This window comes from Mesorhizobium sp. P2_D1 (genome assembly GCF_056404455.1).
The window spans coordinates 16021-39861 of the sequence record NZ_JBFUDZ010000002.1 but is presented as its reverse complement, the minus strand read 5'-3'; the positions used below and the strand labels follow the sequence as shown (position 1 = coordinate 39861).

The 23841-nt window shown below is 63.0% G+C and carries 24 protein-coding genes, 1 pseudogene and 1 riboswitch; of the genes and pseudogenes, 10 read left to right on the top strand and 15 right to left on the bottom strand.

The genetic code is table 11. The annotated features are described in order from the left end of the window. Positions 1-43 precede the first annotated feature (43 nt). Entirely contained in the window at positions 44-1027 is a 984-nt protein-coding gene (locus AC1D0I_RS02710) for a GlxA family transcriptional regulator (RefSeq protein WP_477392886.1), read from the top strand. Here AC1D0I_RS02710 and AC1D0I_RS02705 read toward each other — a convergent pair. The 5 genes and pseudogenes from AC1D0I_RS02705 to xylA all read right to left on the bottom strand — a co-directional run bounded on the left by AC1D0I_RS02705 (position 1005) and on the right by xylA (position 4155). Further along, on the bottom strand, positions 1005-1769 hold the full coding sequence (locus tag AC1D0I_RS02705) for a TIGR01458 family HAD-type hydrolase (protein ID WP_477392884.1): 765 nt from the start codon (positions 1767-1769) through the stop codon (positions 1005-1007). The two genes, AC1D0I_RS02710 and AC1D0I_RS02705, sit on opposite strands and share 23 nt — an antisense overlap. A 60-nt stretch (positions 1770-1829) precedes the next feature. Beyond that, positions 1830-2033 (bottom strand): hypothetical protein, encoded by a 204-nt coding sequence (locus tag AC1D0I_RS02700; RefSeq protein ID WP_457151085.1) that lies wholly within the window; start codon positions 2031-2033, stop codon positions 1830-1832. Between the two features lie 174 nt (positions 2034-2207). Continuing rightward, positions 2208-2498 (bottom strand): annotated as a pseudogene (locus AC1D0I_RS02695) (GNAT family N-acetyltransferase); the annotation flags it as partial. A 30-nt stretch (positions 2499-2528) separates the two neighbouring features. Continuing rightward, the gene (locus AC1D0I_RS02690; protein WP_477392882.1) at positions 2529-2684 is read right to left on the bottom strand and encodes a hypothetical protein; all 156 of its coding nucleotides are present in this window, start codon (positions 2682-2684) and stop codon (positions 2529-2531) included. A gap of 145 nt (positions 2685-2829) precedes the next feature. Next, complete coding sequence (gene xylA / locus AC1D0I_RS02685) at positions 2830-4155, bottom strand: xylose isomerase (RefSeq protein WP_477302454.1); 1326 nt, start codon at positions 4153-4155, stop codon at positions 2830-2832. 113 nt (positions 4156-4268) lie between these two features. Here xylA and AC1D0I_RS02680 point away from each other — a divergent pair, with 113 nt between their 5' ends. Then, positions 4269-4631 (top strand): nuclear transport factor 2 family protein, encoded by a 363-nt coding sequence (locus AC1D0I_RS02680; RefSeq protein ID WP_477392880.1) that lies wholly within the window; start codon positions 4269-4271, stop codon positions 4629-4631. Between the two features lie 38 nt (positions 4632-4669). Here AC1D0I_RS02680 and xylB read toward each other — a convergent pair whose 3' ends face one another. From xylB to AC1D0I_RS02660, 4 genes are all read right to left on the bottom strand, one after another. Beyond that, on the bottom strand, positions 4670-6124 hold the full coding sequence (gene xylB, locus AC1D0I_RS02675) for a xylulokinase (protein WP_477392878.1): 1455 nt from the start codon (positions 6122-6124) through the stop codon (positions 4670-4672). A gap of 81 nt (positions 6125-6205) precedes the next feature. Continuing rightward, positions 6206-7528, bottom strand: a complete 1323-nt coding sequence (locus AC1D0I_RS02670; RefSeq protein WP_477392876.1) for a tetratricopeptide repeat protein — start codon at positions 7526-7528, stop codon at positions 6206-6208. Between the two features lie 149 nt (positions 7529-7677). Further along, on the bottom strand, positions 7678-8301 hold the full coding sequence (locus tag AC1D0I_RS02665) for a LysE family translocator (protein ID WP_477392874.1): 624 nt from the start codon (positions 8299-8301) through the stop codon (positions 7678-7680). A 94-nt stretch (positions 8302-8395) separates the two neighbouring features. Next, positions 8396-8518, bottom strand: coding sequence for a hypothetical protein (locus AC1D0I_RS02660; RefSeq protein WP_477225128.1), 123 nt, complete (start codon positions 8516-8518; stop codon positions 8396-8398). A 240-nt stretch (positions 8519-8758) separates the two neighbouring features. Between AC1D0I_RS02660 and AC1D0I_RS02655 the strand changes: the two genes are divergently transcribed. From AC1D0I_RS02655 to AC1D0I_RS02630, 6 genes are all read left to right on the top strand, one after another. Next, complete coding sequence (locus tag AC1D0I_RS02655) at positions 8759-9523, top strand: L,D-transpeptidase (RefSeq protein ID WP_477392872.1); 765 nt, start codon at positions 8759-8761, stop codon at positions 9521-9523. Positions 9524-9704: 181 nt separating this feature from the next. Further along, positions 9705-10871, top strand: a complete 1167-nt coding sequence (locus AC1D0I_RS02650; protein WP_477392870.1) for a diphosphate--fructose-6-phosphate 1-phosphotransferase — start codon at positions 9705-9707, stop codon at positions 10869-10871. A 52-nt stretch (positions 10872-10923) separates the two neighbouring features. Next, positions 10924-11643, top strand: a complete 720-nt coding sequence (locus AC1D0I_RS02645) for an MBL fold metallo-hydrolase (RefSeq protein WP_477393239.1) — start codon at positions 10924-10926, stop codon at positions 11641-11643. 256 nt (positions 11644-11899) lie between these two features. Further along, complete coding sequence (locus AC1D0I_RS02640) at positions 11900-13423, top strand: DegQ family serine endoprotease (protein WP_477302440.1); 1524 nt, start codon at positions 11900-11902, stop codon at positions 13421-13423. 149 nt (positions 13424-13572) lie between these two features. Next, a complete protein-coding gene (locus AC1D0I_RS02635) occupies positions 13573-14184 on the top strand; it encodes a sulfite oxidase-like oxidoreductase (protein ID WP_457151074.1) in 612 nt (203 codons plus the stop codon). After that, on the top strand, positions 14181-14927 hold the full coding sequence (locus tag AC1D0I_RS02630) for a ferredoxin reductase (RefSeq protein WP_477392868.1): 747 nt from the start codon (positions 14181-14183) through the stop codon (positions 14925-14927). Before AC1D0I_RS02635 ends, AC1D0I_RS02630 begins: the two co-directional genes overlap by 4 nt. Before the next feature lie 65 nt (positions 14928-14992). On the opposite strand, the gene AC1D0I_RS02625 is transcribed toward AC1D0I_RS02630, so the two are convergent. Continuing rightward, positions 14993-16093, bottom strand: a complete 1101-nt coding sequence (locus AC1D0I_RS02625; protein ID WP_477225570.1) for an FAD-binding oxidoreductase — start codon at positions 16091-16093, stop codon at positions 14993-14995. Positions 16094-16173: 80 nt separating this feature from the next. Further along, a complete protein-coding gene (locus tag AC1D0I_RS02620; RefSeq protein ID WP_477392866.1) occupies positions 16174-17421 on the bottom strand; it encodes an aromatic ring-hydroxylating oxygenase subunit alpha in 1248 nt (415 codons plus the stop codon). 114 nt (positions 17422-17535) lie between these two features. After that, positions 17536-17737, bottom strand: a riboswitch (cobalamin riboswitch). A 511-nt stretch (positions 17738-18248) separates the two neighbouring features. On the opposite strand from AC1D0I_RS02620, the gene AC1D0I_RS02615 reads away from it, so the two are divergent. Together AC1D0I_RS02615 and AC1D0I_RS02610 are read left to right on the top strand one after the other, a co-directional pair. Beyond that, on the top strand, positions 18249-18449 hold the full coding sequence (locus AC1D0I_RS02615) for a DUF680 domain-containing protein (RefSeq protein ID WP_095083078.1): 201 nt from the start codon (positions 18249-18251) through the stop codon (positions 18447-18449). Positions 18450-18518: 69 nt separating this feature from the next. Beyond that, on the top strand, positions 18519-18758 hold the full coding sequence (locus AC1D0I_RS02610) for a DUF680 domain-containing protein (RefSeq protein WP_477392864.1): 240 nt from the start codon (positions 18519-18521) through the stop codon (positions 18756-18758). Positions 18759-18832: 74 nt separating this feature from the next. Here the strand turns inward: AC1D0I_RS02610 and AC1D0I_RS02605 are convergent, their stop codons facing one another. Genes AC1D0I_RS02605 through AC1D0I_RS02590 form a run of 4 tightly spaced genes read right to left on the bottom strand, consistent with a single transcriptional unit; the run spans position 18833 to position 23825 of the window. Then, positions 18833-19945 carry an ABC transporter ATP-binding protein gene (locus tag AC1D0I_RS02605; RefSeq protein WP_184873141.1) on the bottom strand — a complete coding sequence of 371 codons (1113 nt, stop codon included), beginning with the start codon at positions 19943-19945 and terminating at the stop codon, positions 18833-18835. A gap of 41 nt (positions 19946-19986) precedes the next feature. Continuing rightward, positions 19987-21651, bottom strand: a complete 1665-nt coding sequence (gene bglA, locus AC1D0I_RS02600; protein WP_477392862.1) for a beta-galactosidase BglA — start codon at positions 21649-21651, stop codon at positions 19987-19989. Between the two features lie 4 nt (positions 21652-21655). Next, positions 21656-22810: a carbohydrate ABC transporter permease gene (locus tag AC1D0I_RS02595; protein WP_095083070.1), complete on the bottom strand. Its 1155-nt coding sequence runs from the start codon at positions 22808-22810 to the stop codon at positions 21656-21658. Between the two features lies 1 nt (position 22811). Further along, complete coding sequence (locus AC1D0I_RS02590) at positions 22812-23825, bottom strand: carbohydrate ABC transporter permease (protein WP_095083068.1); 1014 nt, start codon at positions 23823-23825, stop codon at positions 22812-22814. Between the last annotated feature and the right edge of the window lie 16 nt (positions 23826-23841).

The following is a 23841-nucleotide window of genomic DNA, read 5'->3' as shown; positions in this document are numbered from 1 at the left end:
TGCCTGACTTGCCGGAAACTGTTTTGCCTTTTACGAAGTGCATATGATAAAAAGCGAAAAACCTGACATCTTTCGCGCGGAGCGCCTGCCGCTCAAGGTGACGCTGCTGGTGTTTTCCGGCTCGTCGATCATGTGCGTCGCGTCGGCAGTCGATCCCTTGCGCGCCGCCAACCGCATCTCCGGCGAGACCCTCTTCGATTTCAAGCTGGTCTCGGTCACCGGCGAGGCTCCAGTCACCACGTGCGGCCTGCCGGTGGCGGTCAGTGGCCGCTTCGACGCGGCCGATCCAACCGATGTGCTTGTCGTCGTCGCCGGCTTCGGCACCCAGAACTACGCAACGTCGGCTCTGTTGTCAGGCCTGCGCCGGGCGGCACGGGCGGCGCGGGCCTGCGGCGGGGTCGATGCCGGCACCTGGCTAGTGGCGCGCGCCGGCCTGCTGGAAGGGCGCAGCGCCACCACCCACTGGGAGGATATGGAGGACTTTTCGTCGGCCTTTCCCGGCGTCGATGTCCGCCCCGACCGCTATGTCATCGACGGACCGGTCTTCACCTCGGGCGGAGCGTCACCGACCTTCGACCTGATGCTGCATCTCATTCGCACGCGCCTCGGCATGGCGGTGGCGCTCGATGTCGCCAGCGTATTCATCTACGACCAGGCACGCGCCGCCACCGATGCCCAGCCGCTGGTCTCGCTCGGCCGGCTCGATGGCTATGATCCACGGCTGGCGCAAGCCATCCGATTGATGGAATCGCATGTCGACCAGCCGCTGACCATAGAAGCGGTGGCCAAGCGCGCCGGCGTGACGGCGCGGACACTGGAAAGCATCTTTCGCAAGTCGATCGGCGAGACGCCGGGTGCCTACTATCTCAGGCTTCGGCTGGGGGCGGCGCGCCGGCTGGTGGTCGACACCCGGGTGGCTATGGCCGATATTGCCGGGCGGACCGGATTTTCGTCCGCCGCGGCGTTCTCCAGAGCGTTTTCGAGAGCTTTTGGCGAGGCGCCAGTCAGACTACGGCGCGGTTGGTGAGTATCCAGTCGGCCGCGGCGGCGAGGTCATCTACCACCGCCGTGGGCGCCGGATTGAAACGTGTTTCGTCGTTTGGGCGATACTTGCCTGTCCGCACAAGCAGCGCCGCACCAAGCCCGGCGCGCAGCGCACCGGCGACATCGCTCTCGGCATCGTCGCCGACCATGACCGCATCGACGGCCGAGCAGTTCATATTGGCAAGCGCCGAAAGAAAGAAATCCGGTGACGGCTTGCCGAGCACGACAGGGCTTCGGCCACTGGCGAATTCGAGGGCGGCAACGAAGGCGCCCGTGTCGAGGCTGAGCAGACCGTCTGCATCCTTGAAGGTGCGATTGGTGGCGAGCGCCACAAAATCGGCGCCGGCCACCAGCTCGCGGAACGCCCGGTTGAGCCTGGCATGATCGAAGGCTTCGCCTGCATCTCCGACGATGACGGCCCGCCCATTTGCGCCGTCCAGTCCGGAAAACTCAGGCTCCAGGTTGGGATGGACGAGCAGATGCGGTGTAAAGCCGTGCCTGCGCAGCCATTCGACGGCGGCACGCGCCGGCGTCAGCAATTCCTCTTCTCCAACCTCGACGCCGAGGGCGGTAAGTTGCGCGATGATTGCCTTGTGTGGTGAGCGAGTTGTGTTGCTGACAAAGCGGAGCGGCAAGCCTGCATTGCGCAGGCGATCGATTGCCGAGACAGCGCCCGCTATCGGGGTGTCGCCATTGTAGACAACACCCAAAAGGTCCAGAAGCACCGCGCGTACCATCGGTGAAGGATGACGAAACAGGCTTCGTTCGTCAAACCACAGGGACCTTTAAGCGACATCGCGATTTTCGTGGACAATGCGCGAGCGCATGCTCTTGGCCAGCACCGTTTCAAGTCGCGCTGCAACCGCGCGATCCCATTCGTTTGTGCGCTGCGTGCCGTCTTTCGGATGCGGCATTGCCATCAGCCGGTCGATGATCGATCCGGCCTCGCCAGGTGAGAGCAGGGCGTCGATTTCACGTTCGTTCTGCATATCGGTTCGCCTCCTTCTTCCTTCCCGCCACGAGCCAGTCTTATACGAGATACGTGACGGCAGTTTGAAGGCAAGAGCGAGGTCATTGAAGGGCGGTAGAGGGCAGAACCGTGTCGTCGGAGCCAGCCTTGCGCAAAGTCGTTCCCGCGTCTGGCCAGGCTAGGTCGGAGACGTCTACAGCCGCTTCTCGAACAGCACGGTGGTGAAGCCGCTGTCCCATTCGTCGTCGGGGTAGCGATCTTTCTCGACACAGCCAACCGCTTTGTAGAGCGTCTGGCTGCGCAAATTGAACGTGTCGGTTTCCAGCCGCGCCTGCGCAAATCCGGCGGCAGCGATCGCCTGTTCGGCATGGGAAAGCAGCTTGCGGCCAACGCCTTGCCCTTGGCGCGACGCCATGACGTGCAGGGCTTCGATAAAGTCCGCACGCCAATGGATCAGGCCTGCGGCGTTGCCATCGATCTCGGCAACGGCAAATTCCGGCCAGCTCTGGTCGACCTAGCGCCCGCCAGTATCCAATTCGACGTAGCGCTGCGCCGATTTCTGGGTGATGTTCGGCAGCCAGGTGCCTTGGAATGTTTCCTGCAGCACCTGCTTCAACGCCGGGATGTCGGTTGCCTGCGCCCGGCGCACGATGATTCGATCCTCTGCCATCTCCTCCTCCTGCCAGCCGCCGCGTCGCCTTTTCGGCGGCGCGGCACCTTGAACTCGCACAGGCCAACAAAGATCCGTGGCTAGCAGAAGGCGACCACAGCTGCTTTCAGCCAGAGGTGGTGGATGTCGGTCCAGAGATCAGGCTTCACACGTACCGGTTGACGATGTTCTCCAGCAGTTCCTGGCGGCCGGACCTTGGCTGCGGCTCGATCTTCTTCTTGACGACGCGCTCGGCGATCTCTTCCAGCGTGCGCTTGCCGGCAAGCATCGCCTTGCCCTCGGCCGTGTTCCAGCCGGCGTAGCGCTCTGCCAGCGGCGCCGACAGCGCCTTGTCCTCGACCATGCGAGCCGCGGCTTTCAGGCCGCGCGCGCACGAATCCATGCCGCCGATGTGGCCGATCAGCAGATCCTGGGGGTCGAGCGACTGGCGCCGCAGCTTGGCGTCGAAATTGGTGCCACCAGTCTTGAAGCCGCCGGCCTGCAGGACCTGGTAATAGGCCAATGCCATTTCCGGCACGTTGTTGGGGAACTGGTCGGTATCCCAGCCCGACTGGTAGTCGTTGCGGTTCATGTCGATCGAACCGAAAATACCGAGCGCATTGGCCAGCGCCAGCTCGTGCTCGAAGGAATGGCCGGCCAGGATGGCGTGGCCCTGCTCGATGTTGACCTTGACCTCCTTCTCCAGCCCGAAGCGCTTGAGGAAGCCATAGACCGTCGCGACATCATAGTCGTACTGGTGCTTGGTCGGCTCCTGCGGCTTCGGCTCGATCAGGATCGTGCCCTTGAAGCCTATCTTATGCTTGTAGTCGACGACCAGGCTGAGGAAGCGGCCGGCCTGTTCCTGCTCGCGGGCAAGGTCGGTGTTGAGCAGTGTCTCATAGCCCTCGCGGCCGCCCCACAGCACGTAATTCTCGCCCTTCAGCCGCTTGGTGACGTCGATGCAGCTTTTCACCGTCGCCGCCGCATAGGCAAAGACGTCCGGGTCGGGATTGGTTGCGGCGCCCGACATGAAGCGGCGATTGGAGAACAGGTTCGCCGTGCCCCACAAGAGCTTGACGCCGGTCTGCTTCATCTTGGTGGCGAAATAGTCAGCGATCTCGTCGAGGCGTGCCGCACTTTCGGAAAAGTCCTTGCCCTCGGGCCGCACATCGGCGTCGTGGAAGCAGAAATAGGGCGCGCCGAGCAGCGAGAACATTTCGAAGGCGACATCGGCCTTGAGCTTCGCCAGTTCCATCGTGTCGACGCCGCCCGCTTTCGGGAACCACGGACGGTCGAAGGTCTGCCCGCCGAACGGGTCGCCGCCCGGCCAGGCGAAGGAATGCCAGTAGGCGACGGCGAAACGCAGATGGTCTTCCAGCCGCTTGCCGGCCACCACCTCGTCGGGATTGTAGAACCGGTAGGCCAGCGGATTGGTCGAATCCGGCCCCTCATACTTGATCTCCTTGATGTCGCCGAAAAATCCGCTGCTCATGATCTTTGTCCTCTCTCGAATAGTTCGCCCTGATTACCTCAGGCGTAATTGGTTTCGTTCTTCCGCCGGTCGAAAAGGCTCATGTCAAAACCGTCAAACGAAGGAGACAGACCATGACCGACCTCATCAAGATCGCCGAAGGCTACATCAGCGCCTGGAACGAGAGCGACGCGGACCGCCGGTCCGAATTGCTCAAGGCGACCTTCACCGAAGACGTCAGCTATCGCGATCCGCTGATGCAGGGCGACGGCCATGAGGGCGTCGCGGCGCTGATCGACGGCGTGCAGCAGCGCTTTGCCGGCTTCCGGTTCTCGCTGAAAGGCGCGCCGGACGGTTTTGCCGACACCATCCGCTTCTCGTGGAACCTCGGCCCGGAAGGCACTCCCTCCATCATCGAAGGCACCGACATCGGCGTCATCGAGAACGGCCGCTTGAAGAGCGTCACCGGCTTTCTCGATAAGGTGCCGGCGCAATAACGCCGCCCTGGCAGACCGCGGCGTGGGCGAGAACGCAGTCACGCCGTGGCCACCTTGATCGCCGGATACAGCGCCCGGTAGCGTTGATAGGCATCGGCATAGACCCCGCCGAGTGCCGCATCCGGTTCGATGGTGGCATCCGTCCTGGGTGCCGTGCAGATGCTGAGTGGATCGGCACCCGTCGCCGCGAGCAGGCCAAGCCGCGCCGCGCCGAAGGCGGCGCCAAAATCGCCATCGGCGGGAATATCGACGGGCAGGCCAAGCGCGGTGGCGATCGCTTTCAGCCAGTAGCGCGAGCGCGAACCGCCGCCGATCGCCGTCACCCGCGTCAAGGTCGTGCCCGCGGTGGCGAGGGCTTCGAGACTGTCGCGGAAGGCAAAGGCGACGCCTTCGAGCACGGCCTGCGTCAGCACCACGCGGCTCGATTCATGCGCCAATCCGGTGAACGCGCCACGGATGGCGGCATCATTGTAGGGCGTGCGCTCGCCCGACAGATACGGCAGGAAGGACACGCCGCTCGGCGCCTTCAGCGTATCGCCGAGTTCGGCGGTCAGTTCGCCTGCGCCTTTGCCCGTGATCTCCGCCAGCCAGTTCAGCGAATCGGTCGCCGACAGGATGACGCCCATCTGATGCCAGGTGTTCGGAAGCGCATGGCAGAAGGTGTGGACGGCGCTTGCCGGGTTGGGTAGATAGGAAGCATTGGCGGCAAACAGCACACCCGATGTGCCGAGCGAGACAAAGGCGTGGCCTGCACCGACCGTGCCCATGCCGCATGCCGAAGCCGCATTGTCGCCAGCGCCGCCGGCGATCGGGATGCCGGCCTGCATGCCCCATTTCGAGGCCAGTTCGCTGCGCAAGGCCCCGGCCTTCTGTGTGCCCTCGACCAGCGACGGCATCTGCTTCTCGTCGAGCGATGTCGCCGCGAGCAGGTCCGCACTCCAGCGCCGCTTGCCGACATCGAGCCAGGAGGTGCCGGCCGAATCCGACATTTCCGAAATGTACTCACCCGAAAGCCAGAGCCGAAGGAAATCCTTGGGCAGCAGCACTTTTGCGACCTTGGCGAAGACCGCGGGCTCGTTGTTCTTCACCCAGGCAAGTTTCGGCGCGGTGAAGCCTGGAAAGACGATGTTGCCGGTCAGCTGGCGAAAGCGCGGGTCGGCGTCCAGCGCCGCCGCCTCGGCATGGCTGCGCGTGTCGTTCCACAGGATGCAGGGCCGCAGCACCTCGTCGGCGGAATCGAGCAAGGTCGCGCCATGCATCTGTCCCGACAGGCCGATGCCCTTCACCGCGGCGAGCTGGCTTGGGTGGGAAGCCTTCAGTTCGGCAATTGCTTCTTCGCAAGCGCGTATCCAGTGAGACGGATCCTGTTCCGACCAGCCCGGATGCGGCCGCGACACGTCGAGCGACGCGTGACCGGAGCCGATGACAGTCTGCCCGGCATCGATCAGCAGCGCCTTGACGCCCGATGTCCCGAGATCGAGGCCGAGATACATGATTTCCTCCCATGCCATTAATTTTTTCGGATCTCGAAAAAATCTGGCTTGGCCAGTTTTTAAGACAAGATCCGCTTCGGGTCAATTCTCTGACAAATCGGCGGCGCGCCGCGAAAGCAGCACTGACAGCGGACTGTCCGGCCGCGCCATCGAACGCTCGGCCGTGAGCGCCCTGGCGAGCGCGCCGTCGCCGGCCCGCAATGCCGCTTCGATCAGCGTCAGGTCGATGACGTCGCGCTGTGCGTGGCTGCCGCCGAAGCGGTTGGCGATCGCCCGGATCGGCCGTATCAGCTGCACGGTCTCGGTGTAGTTGGCCTCGCCGAATGCCTTGATTGCCAGCGTCAGCGGATGGCCGACATCCCGCGTGAAGGCGACGTTGTCGCCGCTGCCATGCATCGCCTCGCGCTGCGCCTCGAGCAAGGTCCGCGCTGGGGTGCCGAGCCCGGCGCCAACGAAGGCCATCATCGCATGCGCATCGTTGAAGGCATAATCGCCGGCGCCTGCCTTGGGCCAATTGGCGGCGAGCGCCGTCCAGCGGTCACCGACATCGATGCCGCCGAGATGCAGCCGCCACAGGATCGCCGACGCATCGACCATGTTCAGCGCCATAGCCGATGGCGTGCCATAGATCGGTCCATCATAGAGCGCCAGCACCTGGTCGGTCTCACCGAGATCGTAGTGGAACAGCGCCAGGTGCCACCAATTGTGCACCTGCAGGAAGCTCTCCCTTGTCCAGGCCTCGGGATTGGCGCGCATCCAGGCGATGCCGTCCCTTTGCCGGCTTTGCATTTCCATGACATGCGCGACCGCATGCTGCGCCCAGCCGTCGCGCGGCTCGATCTCGACCGCCGCGCGGCCAAGCTTTTCGGCCCTGGTGTAGTCGCCCATTTCCTCCAGCCCGAAGGCCTGCATGCCGAGAATGCCATGATAACCGGGCATATCGCTCCGCCAGGACGGCAAAGCGCGGGCGATGCGGTCACGCAACATGCGCGCATTGCCTGTGAAGAAGTCGATCTGGTGCCCGACCTGCAGCGCCAGCGCGTCGAGCGGGGTCTCGATGGCGATATCCTCGAGAACCCTGGCGGCGTCATGCCAGCGCCCGTTGGCGAGGTGGCCGAGGGCTAAGACATGCGCCTCTTCGCGCGTCGTCGCGGCAAGCGGCAGCGCCGCCTCGTGGCAAGCCCTGGCTACCGCCGTCGCGTCACGCTCGGTGGCGAGGCCGAAGAGATAGCCTTTGAAGACATGCGCCATGACGAAACTGGGATCCGCCGATATGGCACGGTCGATGGAGGCGACGGGATCGCCGATGAAGCACAGCAGTTCACGCATGGCCTGGCTGTAGGGCGTGAACCCCGCCTCCGTTGCGCCCGAAAGTGTTAGATCCAATGCGTCCCTGATGGCCATGCAATGTCCTTTGATCGGCTTGCGATGAGCCTCGATCCTTCGGCCCAAGGCGATCCTAAAGCATGGGCCACAGACTCGCCAACCGGTACATTTTCCAAGGCAATCTCGGCTTCAGCGTCAAACGGTGAAGCCGAAATTCTCCATTGTCCCTAATTGCCCGAACGCATCGCCACCGTGGCGATGCCGGCGCCGACCAGCAGCGTGCCGCCGGTGCGGTTGAAGATGCGGATCGCCTTGGGATTGCGCACAACGTTGCGTGCGCGCGCCGCGATCAGCGCATAGCCGAAAGCATTGGCGAAGGCGAGCGCCAGGAAGGTCGTCTCGAAGATCAGCATCTGCGTCCAGAAATCGGTATGCCGGTCGAGGAACTGCGGCAGGAAGGCGACGAAGAAGGTGATGCTTTTCGGGTTGAGCGCGGTGACCAGCCAGGCATGCGCCATCATCTTGGCCGAGGACACCACGTCGGTGCGCGGTTCGGCTTTCAGCGCGCCGCCGGCGCGAAACAGTTTCACGCCGAGATAGATCAGATAGCCGGCGCCGATCAGCTTCAGGACGGTGAAGACGGTCGCCGAAGCGGCCAGCAGCGCGCCGATGCCCAGCATCGACAGCGTCATGGCGGTGAAGTCGCCGAGCGCCACGCCGACCGCCATCGGCAAGGCGGTACGCCAGCCTTGGCCCAGCGCGTAGGACACGACCAGAAGGATGGTCGGACCTGGAATGATGAGAAGGATCGTCGATGCGGCAGTGAAGGCGGCCCAGTTTTCGAAGGACATGCTCGTCTCCTTTGAGCGTAAAGAAGAGGATAAATCCTTGGCGGCGGGAGAATGTAAAGGGTGATTTCCTAATTTCGCCAACGGCAGGTCGGTGTCAGTTCGCGCCACTCAGCGTGTTCACGATATCGGCCAGGCTGACATCGGCACCGAGAACGATTGCTGCTGCGGCAATGGCCGCGGCAAAAAGCTTGATGTCGGTTTTTAAGGTCTTGCACATGGATCCCCCTCGGTAGCCGCCTGCAGGGGTAGGAAGCGCCGGCGCCGGGAATATGACCTGACGGAGACCTTTTTGTGCAGCAGCCCTTCGGTCGGCGGTCGGGCGGCGGCTCGAACGCCAGCAAGGCAGCGCGCAAACGCAGGCTGCGCAAGGCCTTCACGCTTTATCAACCATGAATGATGAAAATGCGTTTCATCCGGCCGGACCGTGCTTCCCGCCGACAGCGTAGGGTTTGGGTATATGCGTGAGTTGCCGCAAGGTCTGACGCCGCCGCGAAACGGCGACGCAATCGAAACCGATCATCATCTTTCCCGTCGCACCATCCTGTCCGGCGCAGGGGCATTGGCTCTGCTCAGCGCTGCCGGCTGCTCGACCTCGGGCGGCGGTCTGCCGATGCTGGATCTCGACGATACGGTCACCGGCTCAGTGCCGATCCGGCCGAGCATCAGCGTTGACAAGCACATCACCAGCCCCGACCTGATGTATGCGGGGCTGACCGATGGCGGCTTCAACGTGCCGGAAGTGCCCTATCTGAAGGTCAAGCCGGAATTCCGCCGCCAGATCGTCGTCGACACGACCGGCGAGGCGCCCGGCACCATCGTCGTCCACCTGCAGGAGCGCATGCTCTATCTCGTCCAGCCGGGCGGTGAAGCCATCCGCTACGGAGTCGGCATTGGCAAGGACGGCTTCCGCTGGTCCGGCCGCGCCAACATCCAGTACGGCAGGGAATGGCCGACCTGGACGCCGCCGCCCGAAATGATTGCCCGCAAGCCGGAGCTGGTGAAATGGCAGTCCGGCCAGCCCGGCGGCCTCACCAACCCGCTTGGCGCCCGGGCGCTCTATATCTATCAGGATGGCAAGGACACCGGCTATCGCATCCACGGTTCGCCCGAATGGTGGAGCATCGGCCAGGCGATGTCGTCGGGCTGCGTGCGCCTGATCAACCAGGACATCATCGACCTCTACAGCCGCGTCTCCAAGAAAAACCCGGTCGTCGTCATGTGACTCTGCCGGCCGCCGGTGCGGCCGCTTCTCTTTCTGTTCGAGCATGATCTCTGGCGAAAGCCGGTTCCCACCCTCGGGCCGGGGGCATGCTTTTCGGGATCATGCTCTGGTTCTCCCGTTGCGCGATGGCGAAAGACAGGCGAATGTGCCTGCGAATTTCATCGCTCGGGAGACGTCAGGAATGGCCGGAACTTTCGTTATCGCGCAGGGCGGCGGCCCGACCGCCGTCATCAACCAGACAGTGGTCGGGGCGACGTTGGAGATCCGCAAGCGGCATCCCGGCGCCAAGGTGCTCGGCTCCATTCACGGCGTGCGCGGCATTCGTGACGGCAACTATGTTGACCTCTCCGCCATCCCGGAAGACCGGCTGCGGCTGATCGCCGGCACGCCAAGTGCGGCCCTTGGCTCGACTCGCGACAAGCCGGACGCCGCCTATTGCGAGGTTATCCTGAGCGGGCTGAAGAAGGCCGGCGCCGACGCCTTCATCTACATCGGCGGCAATGACACGTCCGGCACGCAGCAGATCCTGACCGACGCCGCCGGCGGCACGATCGCTTTCGTCCATGCACCGAAAACCATCGACAATGATCTCGAGGAGAACGATCACACGCCGGGCTTCATCTCGGCGGCCGAGTTCGTCGCTGGCGCCTTCCTGTCCGTCGACCTCGATTTCCGCGCTCTGCCCGGCATCTATGTCGGCATCGTCATGGGCCGTCACGCCGGCTTCCTCACGGCCGCTGCCGCGGCCTGGCAACTCGACCCCGACAGCGGCCCACACCTCGTCTACGTGCCGGAGCGCCCATTCTCCGCGGCCGGGTTCATCGACGACGTGCGCGCCACGCTCGACCGCCACAAGCGCTGTATCGTCGCCGTGTCGGAAGGTGTCAGCACCGCCGATGGCAAGGCGCTAGTCGAAAGCCTGGTGCCGCCGGAGAAGCTCGAGCGCGACGCGCACGGCAACGTCAAGCTGTCGGGCAGCGACCTGCCGGCCGCACTCGAGCGCGCGCTGGCCGAAGGCCTGCCCGGCAAGCGGGCCCGCGTCGATGCACTCGGCTACATGCCGCGCGGCTATATCGGGGCTATCAGCGCGGTCGATGCGCAGGAGGCATTCGATGCAGGCGCCTTCGCCGTCAGCGTCGCCGAACAGGGCGGCGGCTCGGTGGCACTGCAATATGACGGCGCCAAAACGGTGCTGAAGAAGGTGCCGCTGAAGAACGTCGCCGGCAAGACCCGCCATATGCCCGACGATTTCATGAAGCCCGATGTCAATCAGCTGTCCGAGGCCGGCATGGCCTATCTCAAGCGGCTGGTGCCGGAAAAATACAAGGTCGGGAAGCCGTTCGTCTGATGCCGGCTCATACGTGATGCCGGGCTCACACGTGATGCCGGGCTCACAATTGATGCCGGGCTGGTTCAGCAAGAGCATCGTCGACGAGAAGACGACGATGCTGACCGAGCCGTTCGTGCACGAATACGTGCGCGCCAACATCTGGCATCTGCGCGGCCGCGATGTCGATCTGCTGGTCGACACCGGCATGGGCATCTGTCCGTTGGCGCCGGAGATCGAGTTGTCCGACGGCAAGCCGCTGCTGGTCGTCGCAACCCATATCCATCTCGACCATGTCGGCTCGCTGCACGAGTTCCCGTTGCGGGCCGGACCAAGGATGAGTGCCGCGCAGTTCGAGACCATGGATGACGCCGCGACCTATGCTTACATGTTCCACGACCTCGAAGGTGCTGTCTCGAAACTGCCCGCGCCGGGCTGGAAGGCAGCCGATTACAGGATCCCGTCAGCGCCATTGACGCGAACCCTTGACGAGGGCGACGTGATCGATCTCGGCGACCGTCAGTTTCGCGTGCTGCACCTGCCCGGACATTCGCCGGATTCGATCGCGCTGCTCGACGAGGCCGATGGCCTGTTCTTCAGCGGCGACGCCATCTACGACGACACGTTGATCGACGACCTGCCGGACTCCGATCGAACAGCCTATCGCCGCACGATGCAGCGTCTGCTCGACATCCCGATCCGCATCGGCCATGGCGGCCACGGACCGAGCTTCGACGGCAAGCGCATGCACGACATCGCCACGGCATATCTCGGGCGAACCGACGCGATCTGATCCCTCCGCGGGGCTGGGAGGCCGCCTTGCCGCCACCCCACGACATTGTGACCGGCCGCCGTCTGGAAATTAAATCTTCGTAAGGTCGCCTGAAAACCCTAAATCGGGCCAATCGGCACCCTAGATGCAGGGCTGTCGATCCGGTCGGCTGCCATGCAAGGCGAGACGGGCAATCGCGACCCTCGACACGCGGGATGGCCAGTTTCCAAGAGAGGCGGCCACAGCGCAGGATCAACTCTCGCCCGGACAAACGACCATGTCAGATATCATTCGCAGACATCGCGTCGCGGCCTCGCTGGGCGCTGCGCTAATCATATCTCCCTTTGTCATCTCTTTCGCTCAAAGTGCGAGCAACGCCGTTCCGACAACCCAGACACCTGTCGCCGGCATCTCTGCACCCAACGGCTCGTTCGCTCCCATCGTGGCCGCCGACAAGCCCGCGGTGGTGACAGTTACCACCGTCATGAAGGCACAGCCGGAAAGCGCGGACGACGGCATGCCTCTCGGCAACTCGCCGTTCGACGAGTATTTCCGCCAGTTCTTCGGCGACCAGGGCATACCCGCTCCACAGGCCCCGCCGCAGCAGGCTCCGCGTGCCGAAGCGCTCGGTTCGGGCTTCATCGTCGCTGCCGATGGCACCATCGTCACCAACAATCACGTCGTCGATGGCGCCTCTTCCATCAAGGTAACGCTCGACGACGGCACCGAGCTTCCCGCCAAGCTCGTCGGCCGCGATGCCAAGAACGATCTCGCCGTGCTCAAGATCAAATCCGACAAGCCCTTGCCGACCGTCAAATGGGGCGATTCCGACAGGCTGATGACCGGCGACCAGGTGCTGGCAATCGGCAATCCGTTCGGCATCGGCACCACGGTCACGGCGGGCATTGTGTCAGCGCGCGGCCGCGATCTGCACAGCGGGCCGTTCGACGACTTCATTCAGATCGACGCGCCGATCAATCATGGCAATTCCGGCGGCCCGCTGGTCGATGTCAGCGGCAATGTCGTCGGCATCAACACGGCGATCTATTCACCCAATGGCGGCAGTGTCGGCGTCGGCTTCGCCATCCCGTCCGACCAGGCCCAGAAGGTGGTCGCCAAGCTGATGAAGGACGGCTCCATCCAGTACGGCTACCTCGGTGTCGAGATACAGCCGGTGACGCCGGATGTGGCTAGCGCCATCGGGCTCGACCATCCTGGCGGCGCGCTGGTTTCGCAGGTCAATGAAGGTTCGCCGGCTGCCAAGGCCGGCGTCGAGACCGGCGACGTCATCACCAGCTTTGCCGGACAGGATGTGAAGGATCCCAAGGACCTGTCGCGGGCCGTCGCCGATGTCGCGCCGGGCGCCAGGGAGACGCTGGATATCTGGCGCAAGGGCAAGGCCATGGATATTTCCGTCGACGTCGGGCTCAACGGCGACGATGTGAAGACCGCATCCGTGACCGATGGGTCCGGCGCGCCGAGTACCGAGCAGGGCTCGCGCGTCCCGGCAATCGGGCTTGGCCTGATGGACATCACCCCTGATGTCCGCCAGGAGTTGAACCTGGCGGCCAATCAGCATGGCGCCCTGGTCGCAAGCGTCAATCCCGACAAACCGGCCTCGGCCTCGGGCATCCAGCCCGGCGACATCATCGTTGCCGTCAATCAGGCGCCGGTGAAAACCGCCAGGCAAGTGACGCAGGCGATCGCCCAAGCCGGCAAGTCCGGCCGCAAATCGGTGCTTCTGCTGGTCGAGCGCGAGGGCAGCCAGATCTATGTCGCGGTGCCGTTTGCCAATGGCTGACGCCGGGGCCCTGACGTGAAGGCAGCGATCGGCGGGCGCGGCGACGCCGGCCCGCCGATCCTGTCCATCAAGATTTCGGTTGCCCGCCCCGTCATCTTCGAGAACATTGCATAAGGCCGATAGTGGCCTGATGCAGGGGGATTGCCGCGATGGTCACCCGAGGGTTTTCTTCAGGACGGCGCCCGCCGATCGACGGCGATGCGCGCATCCCGCCCGGGCAATATCTCGAGCAGGGATTTCCGGTCCTGTCAGCCGGCCCGACGCCGCGGGTGCGCACCGAGGACTGGTCGTTCACGCTGAAGCATGGGCCGCGGCCGATCAAGAAATGGAACTGGGCCGAGTTCAACGCGCTGCCCTTGACCAAGATGACGCGCGACATCCATTGCGTGACCGCATGGACAAAATTCGACACGCCATGGCAAGGCGTGCTTGTTGACGACATCCTCGCCGATGCCGGCATCGAGCCGCCGACCGCCTTCACGCTGGCGCATTCCTTCGACGGCTATTCCACCAACGTGCCGACCAAGGACCTCACCGCCGGCAAGGCGATGGTGGCGCTGCTTTACGAAGGCAAGCCGATCACGCCTGACCATGGCGGCCCGGCGCGGCTGCTCGTGCCACATCTCTATTTCTGGAAATCGGCCAAATGGCTGAACGGCTTGCAGTTCACCGAGCGCGATGAGCCGGGTTTCTGGGAATTGCGCGGCTATCATATCTATGGCGACCCTTGGCGCGAGCAGCGCTACACGAACGATCCATGAGCGACGCTGCGGCAGTGCAATCGCCCTGGCAGACAGTCAGGATCGTTCGTATCGAAAAGCGCACGCCGCGTGTCGCCAGCTTCTTTTTCCAACTGTCACGGCCTTTCGCCTATCTGGCCGGTCAGCATGTCGACGTCAGGCTGACGGCGCCGGACGGCTATCAGGCGCGCCGCTCCTATTCCATTGCCTCCGCGCCCGGAGATGGCGGGGTGATCGAACTGGCGATCGAAAAACTCGACGATGGCGAGGTCTCGCCCTTTTTCCACGACGTCGCAGCAATTGGCGACGAGGTCGAGCTGCGCGGGCCGCTCGGCGGGCATTTCATCTGGCCCGATGTCGATGGCGGGCCGGTTTTGCTGGTCGGGGGTGGTTCGGGCGTCGTACCCTTGATGGCGATGGTCCGTCATCGCGCCCGGCGCAATTCGAGCGTGCCCGTCGCCCTGGTCTTTTCAGCGCGGGTCTGGGACGAAGTGATCTTTCGTGACGAACTGGTTGCCCTCGACGATCGCAAGGACGGCTTCGACCTGGTGCTGACCCTGACGCGCGAAGCCGCACGCCGCCCAGCCGACTATTCGCGGCGGGTGGACGTTGCCATGATGGTGCAATCCATGGCGCACCTGCCCGGACCGCCTGATATCGCCTTCGTCTGCGGCTCCAACGCCTTCGTTTCGGCCGCCGCCCAAGCACTGATCGATGCCGGCGTTGCAGCGGAGATCATCCGCACCGAGCGTTACGGAGTTTGAACGGACACGGCACTTCGAGAGGTTTTCCCGTAGCCGTCGTTCTGAGGCCTGGCATCGCCCGCCGGTCACGCCTCGATTTCGAGCGCCGAAAGCGGCTTCGAGCAGCAGGCGAGGATAAAGCCGTCGTCGATTTCGTGATCGAGGATGCCACCATTGTGGCTCATCTCGACATCGCCCGCGACCTTCTTCACCTTGCAGGTTCCGCAGAGGCCGAACTCGCAGGCGGCGGGAATCCGCACGCCCGAGGCGCGAGCCGTCTGCAGCACGGTCTGGCCGGCGACGCATTCGGCCTCGACATCCGAGAGCGAAAACCGGATCGGCGTCGCGGCTTCGACGACAATCGCGGCGCCGTCTTCCGCCGGCGAGGTGAACGGTGCCGGGATCTCCTCCACGACAGGCGCCGCAAAGCTCTCCTGATGGTATTTCGTCATGTCGAAGCCGGCGGCGTCCAGCATGCCGCGCACGGCGCGCATGAAGGGATCGGGGCCGCAGCAGAAGATTTCACGCTCGCGGAAATCGGGCGCCAGCAAGGGCAGCCGGATCGCGTCGATGCGGCCCATATGGCCGAACCAGCCCTCGCGGCTGGACCGCTCCTCGATCATGAAGCCGAGCGACAGGCCCGGCATGCGGCTGCCGAGCAGTTCGAGTTCCTTGCGGAAAATGATCTCTTCCGGGCGCCGCGCGCAATTGACGAAGCCGACATCGGTCCATGGCGCGCAGTCGTTCAGCCAGCGCAGCATCGACATCATCGGCGTCACGCCCGAGCCGGCTGAAATGAACAGGTACTTGGCGGCCGGGTGGCTGTGCAGCGAAAAGTCGCCTGTCGGCCCATAGGCCTTGACGTGCGAGCCCGGCGTCAGATGGTCGAACATCCAGCGTGTGCCGATGCTGCCCGCTTGAGCCTTGATCGTCACCGCGATCGAGAACGGCCGCGATGGCGAAGACGACAGCGTATAGGTGCGCATCAGCGGCCCATCGGCGGTCGGCAGTTCCAGCGTCACGAACTGACCGGGCTTGTAGCGGAACCAGGTCTGGTTGTCGGAGCGGAAGGTGAAGGTCTTCACATCAGGCGCTTCGTCGCTGACGCCGATCACCTCCAGTACCTGGAGCCGGTCGTTCCAGGGCGTCATCTGGTCGAGATGGCGATAGAGGCCGAGATCCGTCATCGCATTCATCCTCTTGTCCTCACTCTTGCCCTGTGCATGTCGAGATCCCAAAACCGCTGCGCACTTTTGGGCGACATGCACTAGGCAACGCTGCGCAGCGCCGGCCGGCCGCCTTCGGCAAGGCGCGGGCCGATGAACGACGCGTACCACTCGACGAACTGGATGACGCCACCCTCATGCAGCTCCGAATATGGGCCGGGCTCGTAGGCGGGCGACAGGATGCCGAAGGCGTTTTCCTCGACGATCCGCCGGTCCTGGTCGTTCGTCTCGGTCCAGACGTGTGTGAGTTCGTCGAGATCGTAATCGACGCCTTCGACCGCATCCTTGTGAACCAGCCATTTGGTCGTCACCGCGGTCTCCGTGGCGCTGATCGGCAACACCCGGAAGGTGACGGCGTGGTCGCCCAGAATGTGGTTCCAGGTCGTCGGATAGTGATAGAGCAGCAAGGAGCCGATGCGGTCGGTTGAAACGCCGTCGGACAGGTTCTTCTTGACTGCACGCTTTCCCGTCATCGTGTAGCTGACGGCATCGCGCAGCAGCGGCGCGCGGGTGGCGCGGTACTGTCCGGCCGGGTCGATGCGGAATTTGCTCGGCAGGCCGGCCGCTTCGCATTTCGCCCAGTGCGCAAGCATTTCCGGGTCGCTGTCGGCGCCTTGCACGCCGGTCACCGTGGGTGCCTCTGGAAACGTCTTGCAGAGCTCCGGATGATTGCCGGCGCAATGATAGCACTCGCGGTTGTTTTCCCAGACCAGCTTCCAGTTGCCCTTCTCGACAGTGGTCGACTCGAACGCCACCTTGGCTTCGCGCAGCCGGTGCGGCAAAAGGTAGGGCTCGATCATTGCGCGCATCGGTGCGAAATCCGCCGGCTCCTTGGCAAGGCAGATGAAAATGTAGCCACCGACGCTTTGGCAGGCGACTGGCTTCAAGCCGAACTGGCTCTTGTCGAAACTGTCGGCCATCTGCCTGGCAAACAAGAGCCTTCCGTCCAGCTCGTAGGTCCATTGGTGATAGGGGCAGACCAGCTTTGCCGCCGTGCCTTTGTCGGAATTGCAGACGCGGCTGCCGCGATGGCGGCAGGAATTGTGGAAGGCGTTGATATTGCCCTTCTGGTCGCGGACAAGCACGACTGGATAGTCGCCAATCTGCGCCGTGATGTAGCTGCCCGGCTTCGGCAGCTCGCAATCATGACCGATGAACAGCCAGTCGCGATACCAGATCAGCTCCATGTCGAGCTTGAAATAGTCTGGATCGGTGTAGAAGGGCTGTTCCAGTGAAAAGCCTTGCCGCCGGCCACTCAAGAGCCTCAGCATGTCGTTGCGAGCATCCATGTCCTGTCCTCGTTTCTAAGGACTGAACTGGTGGTGACGGAGGAAGGATTGGACGCAGGCCGGCGATGCGCCGGACATGCACTATCCGCCTCTTGACCGCCCACCGCGATCAGTCGAGTCTAGACATCTCGGGCTGGTTTCCGGGCTCTGGAGTTGTCCTTGCGGACCATCGCGACACCTTCCCAGGCGTTTGCCCAGTGGTCTCCCGTTGCGACTTGAACTCCACCACCGTTGCGGGGGCAGCGCCGGATTCTGACCGGCTTCCCAATTCTCCGCCTCGTCGTCACGAAGCGGCACCTGAGATGACATGATCTAATCACGATCGCGGGCGCGTCATCGGCATGAAAACGACATCGTATCCATGCGGCGCGACACGCTTGCGAAACGTTCCGGTCGGCGATCGCGAAGCGGAAGCCTTTCTCTTGGGTAACCATAGCCGGCTCCAATCTAGCCGAATCCGACCCCTTGCCAGGAAGCAAAAAAGGTCAAAGGTATCGAAAAGTGACTATTAGCTGCCGCTAAAATCGAACCGAACGGTTCGTTTCTGTTGACGGTGCGTGCAGGACGTGTGAACGCTGGGCCTCCGACACAGTTGGTGATCGGGGTGCCTACTTCGTACAACTATTTGATATAACTTAGAAAAACATTGAGTGTGGAAACCCGTGGCACAATTTCAAGTGGTGGATTCTTGGTCCACGTGGAACAACTTCGTGATTGGCAATGGCTGGATGGCTCTCCCACATCGGGACTGTCCGAACGACGCGATTTCTTCCCAAGACACGCCGCTAGACGGACGGCAAAAATAAGAAATACTGGAGTACCAAAAAATGAAAAAGATTATCCTCACTGCCGCCGCCCTTCTGGCCATTTCCGGCAGCGCCTTCGCGAACAGCGACCACTATGGTTCGAATGCCCCGGCAGCCACCGCTGCTGTCGACAGCTCGTACACCGCTTCGACCAAGAAGTCGGAGCCGGCTGCTCAGACGCCTGCCCAGGGTAGCAACCGTAACCTCTTCGGCAACAACTAACAGCCGATTCCCAGAAGCCGGCGGGCTCTCCCGCCGTCCTGGCGAAATCCAGAATTCAGGAGACTTGAGATGAAGAAGATCATGCTTGCTGCCGCCGCCGTCGTGGCGATCTCCGGCAGCGCTTTCGCCGCCAGTGACAACTATGGTTCGAATGGCGCGAACCAGCCTGCTGTCAGTTCGGTTGACAACTCGCAAACGAGCTCGATCCGCAACAGCGGTGGTTTCGTCGGCAAGCTGCTCAACTCGTCGGGTGACGTAGAGAAGTCCGCCCCTCAGAGCGCCGACCGCGACCTCTTCGGCAATCGCTAACAGCCGAAGTTGATTTCCAAAAAAGAGCGGCGGGCCTGGCCGCCGCTCTTTTCGTGTCGAGACTTGGTTCTGTCTCAAGCCGCCTTTACTTCCGGCTGACGGAGCGAGAAGGAGTGCCCGTCCGCGTCGAAGATGTGGAGGTCGTTGGCGTCCGCGCTCAGCCGCAGCGTCGCACCGCGCTTGACCTCGACATTGCCAGGCAGCTTGGTCACCAGCGGCAGGTCGGCGCGGCCGATGTCGACATAGACAAGCTGGACTTCGCCGAGTTGTTCGACATAGTCGACCGTTCCCTCGAACAGATACTCCGTACCGCTGGCGATGATCAGATCTTCGGGCCGCACGCCGAAACTCACCGCGGCACCCTTTGCCGAAGCCGGCGTTGCGATCGGCACGCTTGCCTTGCGGCCGCCGACATGGCTGACGACGGTCGGGTTGCCGGTCTTGTCGATGGTCGCCGGCAGGATGTTCATGGCTGGCGAACCGATGAACTGGGCGACGAACAAATTGCCGGGCTTCTTGTAGAGGTCCATCGGCGTGCCGACCTGCTCGATATGGCCTTCCTTGAGCACCACGATGCGATCGGCCAGCGTCATCGCCTCGACCTGGTCGTGGGTGACATAGATCATGGTCGTGTTGGGCATCGATTCCTTGAGTTTGGCGATCTCGATGCGGGTGGCGACACGCAGCGCCGCGTCTAGGTTCGACAGCGGCTCGTCGAACAGGAACACCTTCGGATTGCGCACGATGGCGCGGCCGATGGCGACGCGCTGGCGCTGGCCACCTGACATCGCCTTGGGCAGGCGGTCGAGATATTTGGTCAACTGCAGGATTTCCGCCGCCTGCTTCACGCGGCGGTCGATCTCGGCCTTGTTCTCCTTGCCGATCTTCATCGAGAACGCCATGTTGTCGTAGACGGTCATGTGCGGGTAGAGCGCGTAGGACTGGAACACCATGGCGATGCCCCGCTTCGATGGCGGCACGTCGTTGACGACCTCGCCGGCGATCTTGAGTTCGCCGGAGGTGATTTCCTCCAGCCCGGCGATCGACCTCAGCAATGTCGACTTGCCGCAGCCCGACGGGCCGACAAAGACGATGAACTCGCCCGACTTTATATCCAAGTCGATGCCGTGCAGAATGTTCAGATTGCCGTAGGACTTCTTCACTTGTCTTAGCGTGACATCGGCCATTGGTTTCCTCCCAGTGATTTGAAATTCAAGTGATCTGAAGTTCAGTCGATGCGCCCAAACCAGGCGCCGTAGCCGTTGAGCTGTATGGAACCACTGCTCGCCTGCCCCGAAAATCCGTGTCCCGGCAAAGGTTGCAGCGATCGGTTGCCAAGCTCAATCCTGGTTGGCTTGGCTGCCAGATTGAAGACGCAGACGACCTGCTCATTGCCTGCGCGGCGTGTGAAGGCGACGGTGTCGCCCTCGCTTTCGATGAATGTGATGTCGCCCTTGGCCAGCGCCGGATGGGCACGGCGGAAGGTGAGAAAGCGCCGGTAGTGCTCAAGCAGCGAGCTCTCGTCGCCCTGCTGGACATTGACCGCTTGCGACAGGTGCTTGGCCGGCACCGGCAGCCACGGCTTGGCCGAGGAGAAGCCGCCATTCCTGGCACTGCCGTCCCACACCATCGGTGTGCGGCAGCCGTCTCGGCCCTTGAATTCCGGCCAGAAGCGGATGCCGTAGGGATCCTGCAAATCCTCAAAGCGGAGGTCGGCCTCACCGAGCCCAAGCTCCTCGCCCTGGTAGATGCAGACCGAGCCACGCAGCGACATCAGCAGCGCCGAGATGACCTTGAGATAGGCGGTCGCGTCGGCTTCGCCTGTCGCCCAGCGCGAGGCCGGGCGCATCACGTCATGGTTCGAAAAGGCCCAGCACGACCAGCCGTCGCTGGCGACCTTGCCGAAGGATTCGAGCACCGAGCGGACCTTGGCCGCGCTGATCTTTTCCGGCGCCAGGAAGTCGAACGAGTAGCACATGTGCACGCGCTTGCCGCCGGCGGTATAGGCCGCCACCACTTCCAACCCGCGCTGCGAATCGCCGACTTCGCCGACCGCCGCGGTGGCCGGATATTCATCGAGCAGGGCGCGGAAGCGTTCGAGGAAGCCGAGGTTTTCCGGACGGCTCTTGTCGTAGAGATGGTCCTGGTAGTTGTAGGGATTGACCGCGGGTGCGGTCTGGTCGTTGCGCTGCTCGGGCGGCAGCGGCGGATTGTTTTCCAGACCCTGGCTGTGGAAGTAGAAATTGATGGTGTCGAGCCGGAAGCCGTCGACGCCGCGCTCCAGCCAGAAGCGGGTGACGTCGAGCAGCGCGTTCTGGACCTCGTGGTTGTGGAAGTTGAGGTCGGGCTGCTCCGCCAGGAAGTTGTGCAGGTAATATTGCTGACGGCTGGTGTCCCATTGCCAGGCCGAGCCGCCGAAGATCGACAGCCAGTTGTTGGGCGGCGTACCGTCCGGCCTGGCGTCCGCCCAGACATACCAGTCTGCCTTCGGGTTGGTGCGGCTCGAACGGCTTTCCTTGAACCATGGATGGTTGTCGGCGGTGTGCGACAGCACCTCGTCGATCATCACCTTCAAGCCCAGCCTGTGTGCCTCGGCGGTCAGCGCGTCGAAGTCGGCCAGCGTGCCGAACATCGGATCGACGTCGCAGTAATCGGTGACGTCGTAGCCGAAATCCTTCATCGGCGATTTGAAGAACGGCGAGATCCAGATGGCATCCGCACCGAGTGCCGCGATGTAAGGGAGCCGGCCGATGATTCCCTTCAGGTCGCCGATGCCGTCGCCGTTCGAGTCCTGGTAGCTGCGCGGATAAATCTGGTAGATCACCGCACCTCGCCACCAGTCGCGATCGACGGCGAGGTCAGGCTTCGAACTGGCCTTCAAAGCGGATTGCATGGTCTCAGCCTCCTTTCACCGAGCCGGCAAGCAGCCCGCGGACAAAATAGCGCTGCAGCGAGAAGAACACGATCAGCGGCACGATGATGGTCACGAAAGCCGACGTCGTCAGGATCTCCCAGTCGCCGCCGCGTGAGCCAAGCAGCGCGTTGAGCTTGGCGGTCAGCACGATCTGGTCTGCCTCCGTACCCAGGAAAACCATCGCGACCAGCAGATCGTTCCATACCCACAGGAATTGGAAGATGGCAAACGAGGCCAGCACCGGGAAGGACAGCGGCAGCACGATCTTGACGAAGATCTCGAAATCGCTGGCGCCGTCGATGCGCGCCGATTCCATGATTTCGCGCGGCAGTCCGGCAATGTAGCTGCGCAGCAGGTAGATGGCGAAGGGCAGGCCGAAGCCGGTATGCGCCAGCCAGATGCCGAGATAGGTTTTCGACGGCATGCCGAAGAAGGCGCCGACGCCGTTGTAGAGCTTCAACAGCGGGATCAGCGACATCTGCAGCGGCACCACCAGCAGGCCGATGATGACCGCGATCAGCAGCGCTCGGCCGGGAAAGCGCATCCAGGCCAGTGCATAGGCGGCAAAGGCGGCGATCAGGATCGGAATGACGGTCGCCGGTATGGTGACAGTCAGCGAGTTCATGAACGACCGTCCGATGCCTTCCGAAAACAACACGGTCTTGTAGTTGTCGGTGGTGAATTTCGGTGGCGCCGACGAGGCATAATAGACGCGCTGGCCGCGATCGCCTTCGAAGGCCTTCGGCGATTGCATGATGAAACTGCCGTCGGCATTGAGCTGCAGGGTGACGCCGTCGCCGAGATCGGCCGATGTGCCGGCGGGGTATTGCGTTGGTGCTGCCGACTTGACGCCGAAAGCGCTGATGTTGCGGACAGGGCTGTTGCCGAAGATGTTGCCTTGAAGGACGAACTTGCCGTCCTTTTCGACTTGCATCGAGGCAGCCGGCAGTCGGCCGGCTTCCGTCTGGGTGGAACTGGAGAACGAATTCCACCAGCCCGAGGCGATGATCTGGTCCTTGTCGCGCAGCGACGAGACCAGGATGCCGAGCGTCGGTATGGTCCAGATGGCGACGAAGATGAGCACGGCAATATGGACGCCGAAGCGGCTGGCGAAGGAATTTCCGGTCGCAACGGCCATCTCAATGTCCTCCCGTCTCTTTGTTCGCCTGGCGGATGTTCCAGACCATGATCGGAATGACCGCGATCATGATGATGATGGCGATGGTGGCGCCGCGGCCGAAATCGCCGCCGCCACGGAACATCCAGTCGAACATCAGGTTGGCCAGCACCTGGCTGTTCCACTGGCCGTTGGTCATGGTCAGCACGATGTCGAACACTTTGAGCACCAGGATGGTGATCGTCGTCCAGACGACGGCGATCGTGCCCCAGATCTGCGGCACCATGATCTTCCAGAATATCTGGAACGGATTGGCGCCGTCGATGACGGCGGCTTCCAGAGTTTCTTCCGGAATGCCGCGCAAGGCGGAAGACAGGATGACCATGGCAAAGCCGGTCTGGATCCAGATCAGGATCACCATCAGGAAGAAATTGTTCCAGAACGGCAGCGATATCCAGACCTGCGGCTGGCCGCCGAAATGCTGGATGATGGCGTTGAGCAGGCCGATCTGGGTCTGCCCCTCGCCACGGTACTCGTAGATGAATTTCCAGATGACGCTGGCGCCGACGAAGGAGATCGCCAAAGGCAGGAAGATCAGGCTCTTGGCGACCGTGCCCCACCAGATCTTGTCGGTGAGCACGGCGATGATCAGCCCGAGGAAGGTGCAGGCGGCCGGCACCACAGCCAGCCAGACGATGTTGTTGAGGATCGAGTTGCGGAACTCGCGATCGCCGAAGGCCCATTCATAGTTGGCGAGGCCGACGAAGTTTATGCCGCCGCGATCGAGGAACGACAGCCGCAGCGTCTCGACCACCGGATAGATGAGGTAGATGGTCAGGATGATCATCGCCGGACCGACGAACAGCCACGGCCTGACCAGCCCTTGCCGGCGCAGATTGTCGATGGCAGCAGCGCCGGCGACGCCGCGCGACGGGAATATCAGGTCGACCAGCTTGTTGGCGCCCCAAAAATAGGCGACGCAACCGCCGACCCCGACGATGATGACGAATATGGCCGAGAAAATCTGAGCCGCCATGGGTCCTCTCCCTGCG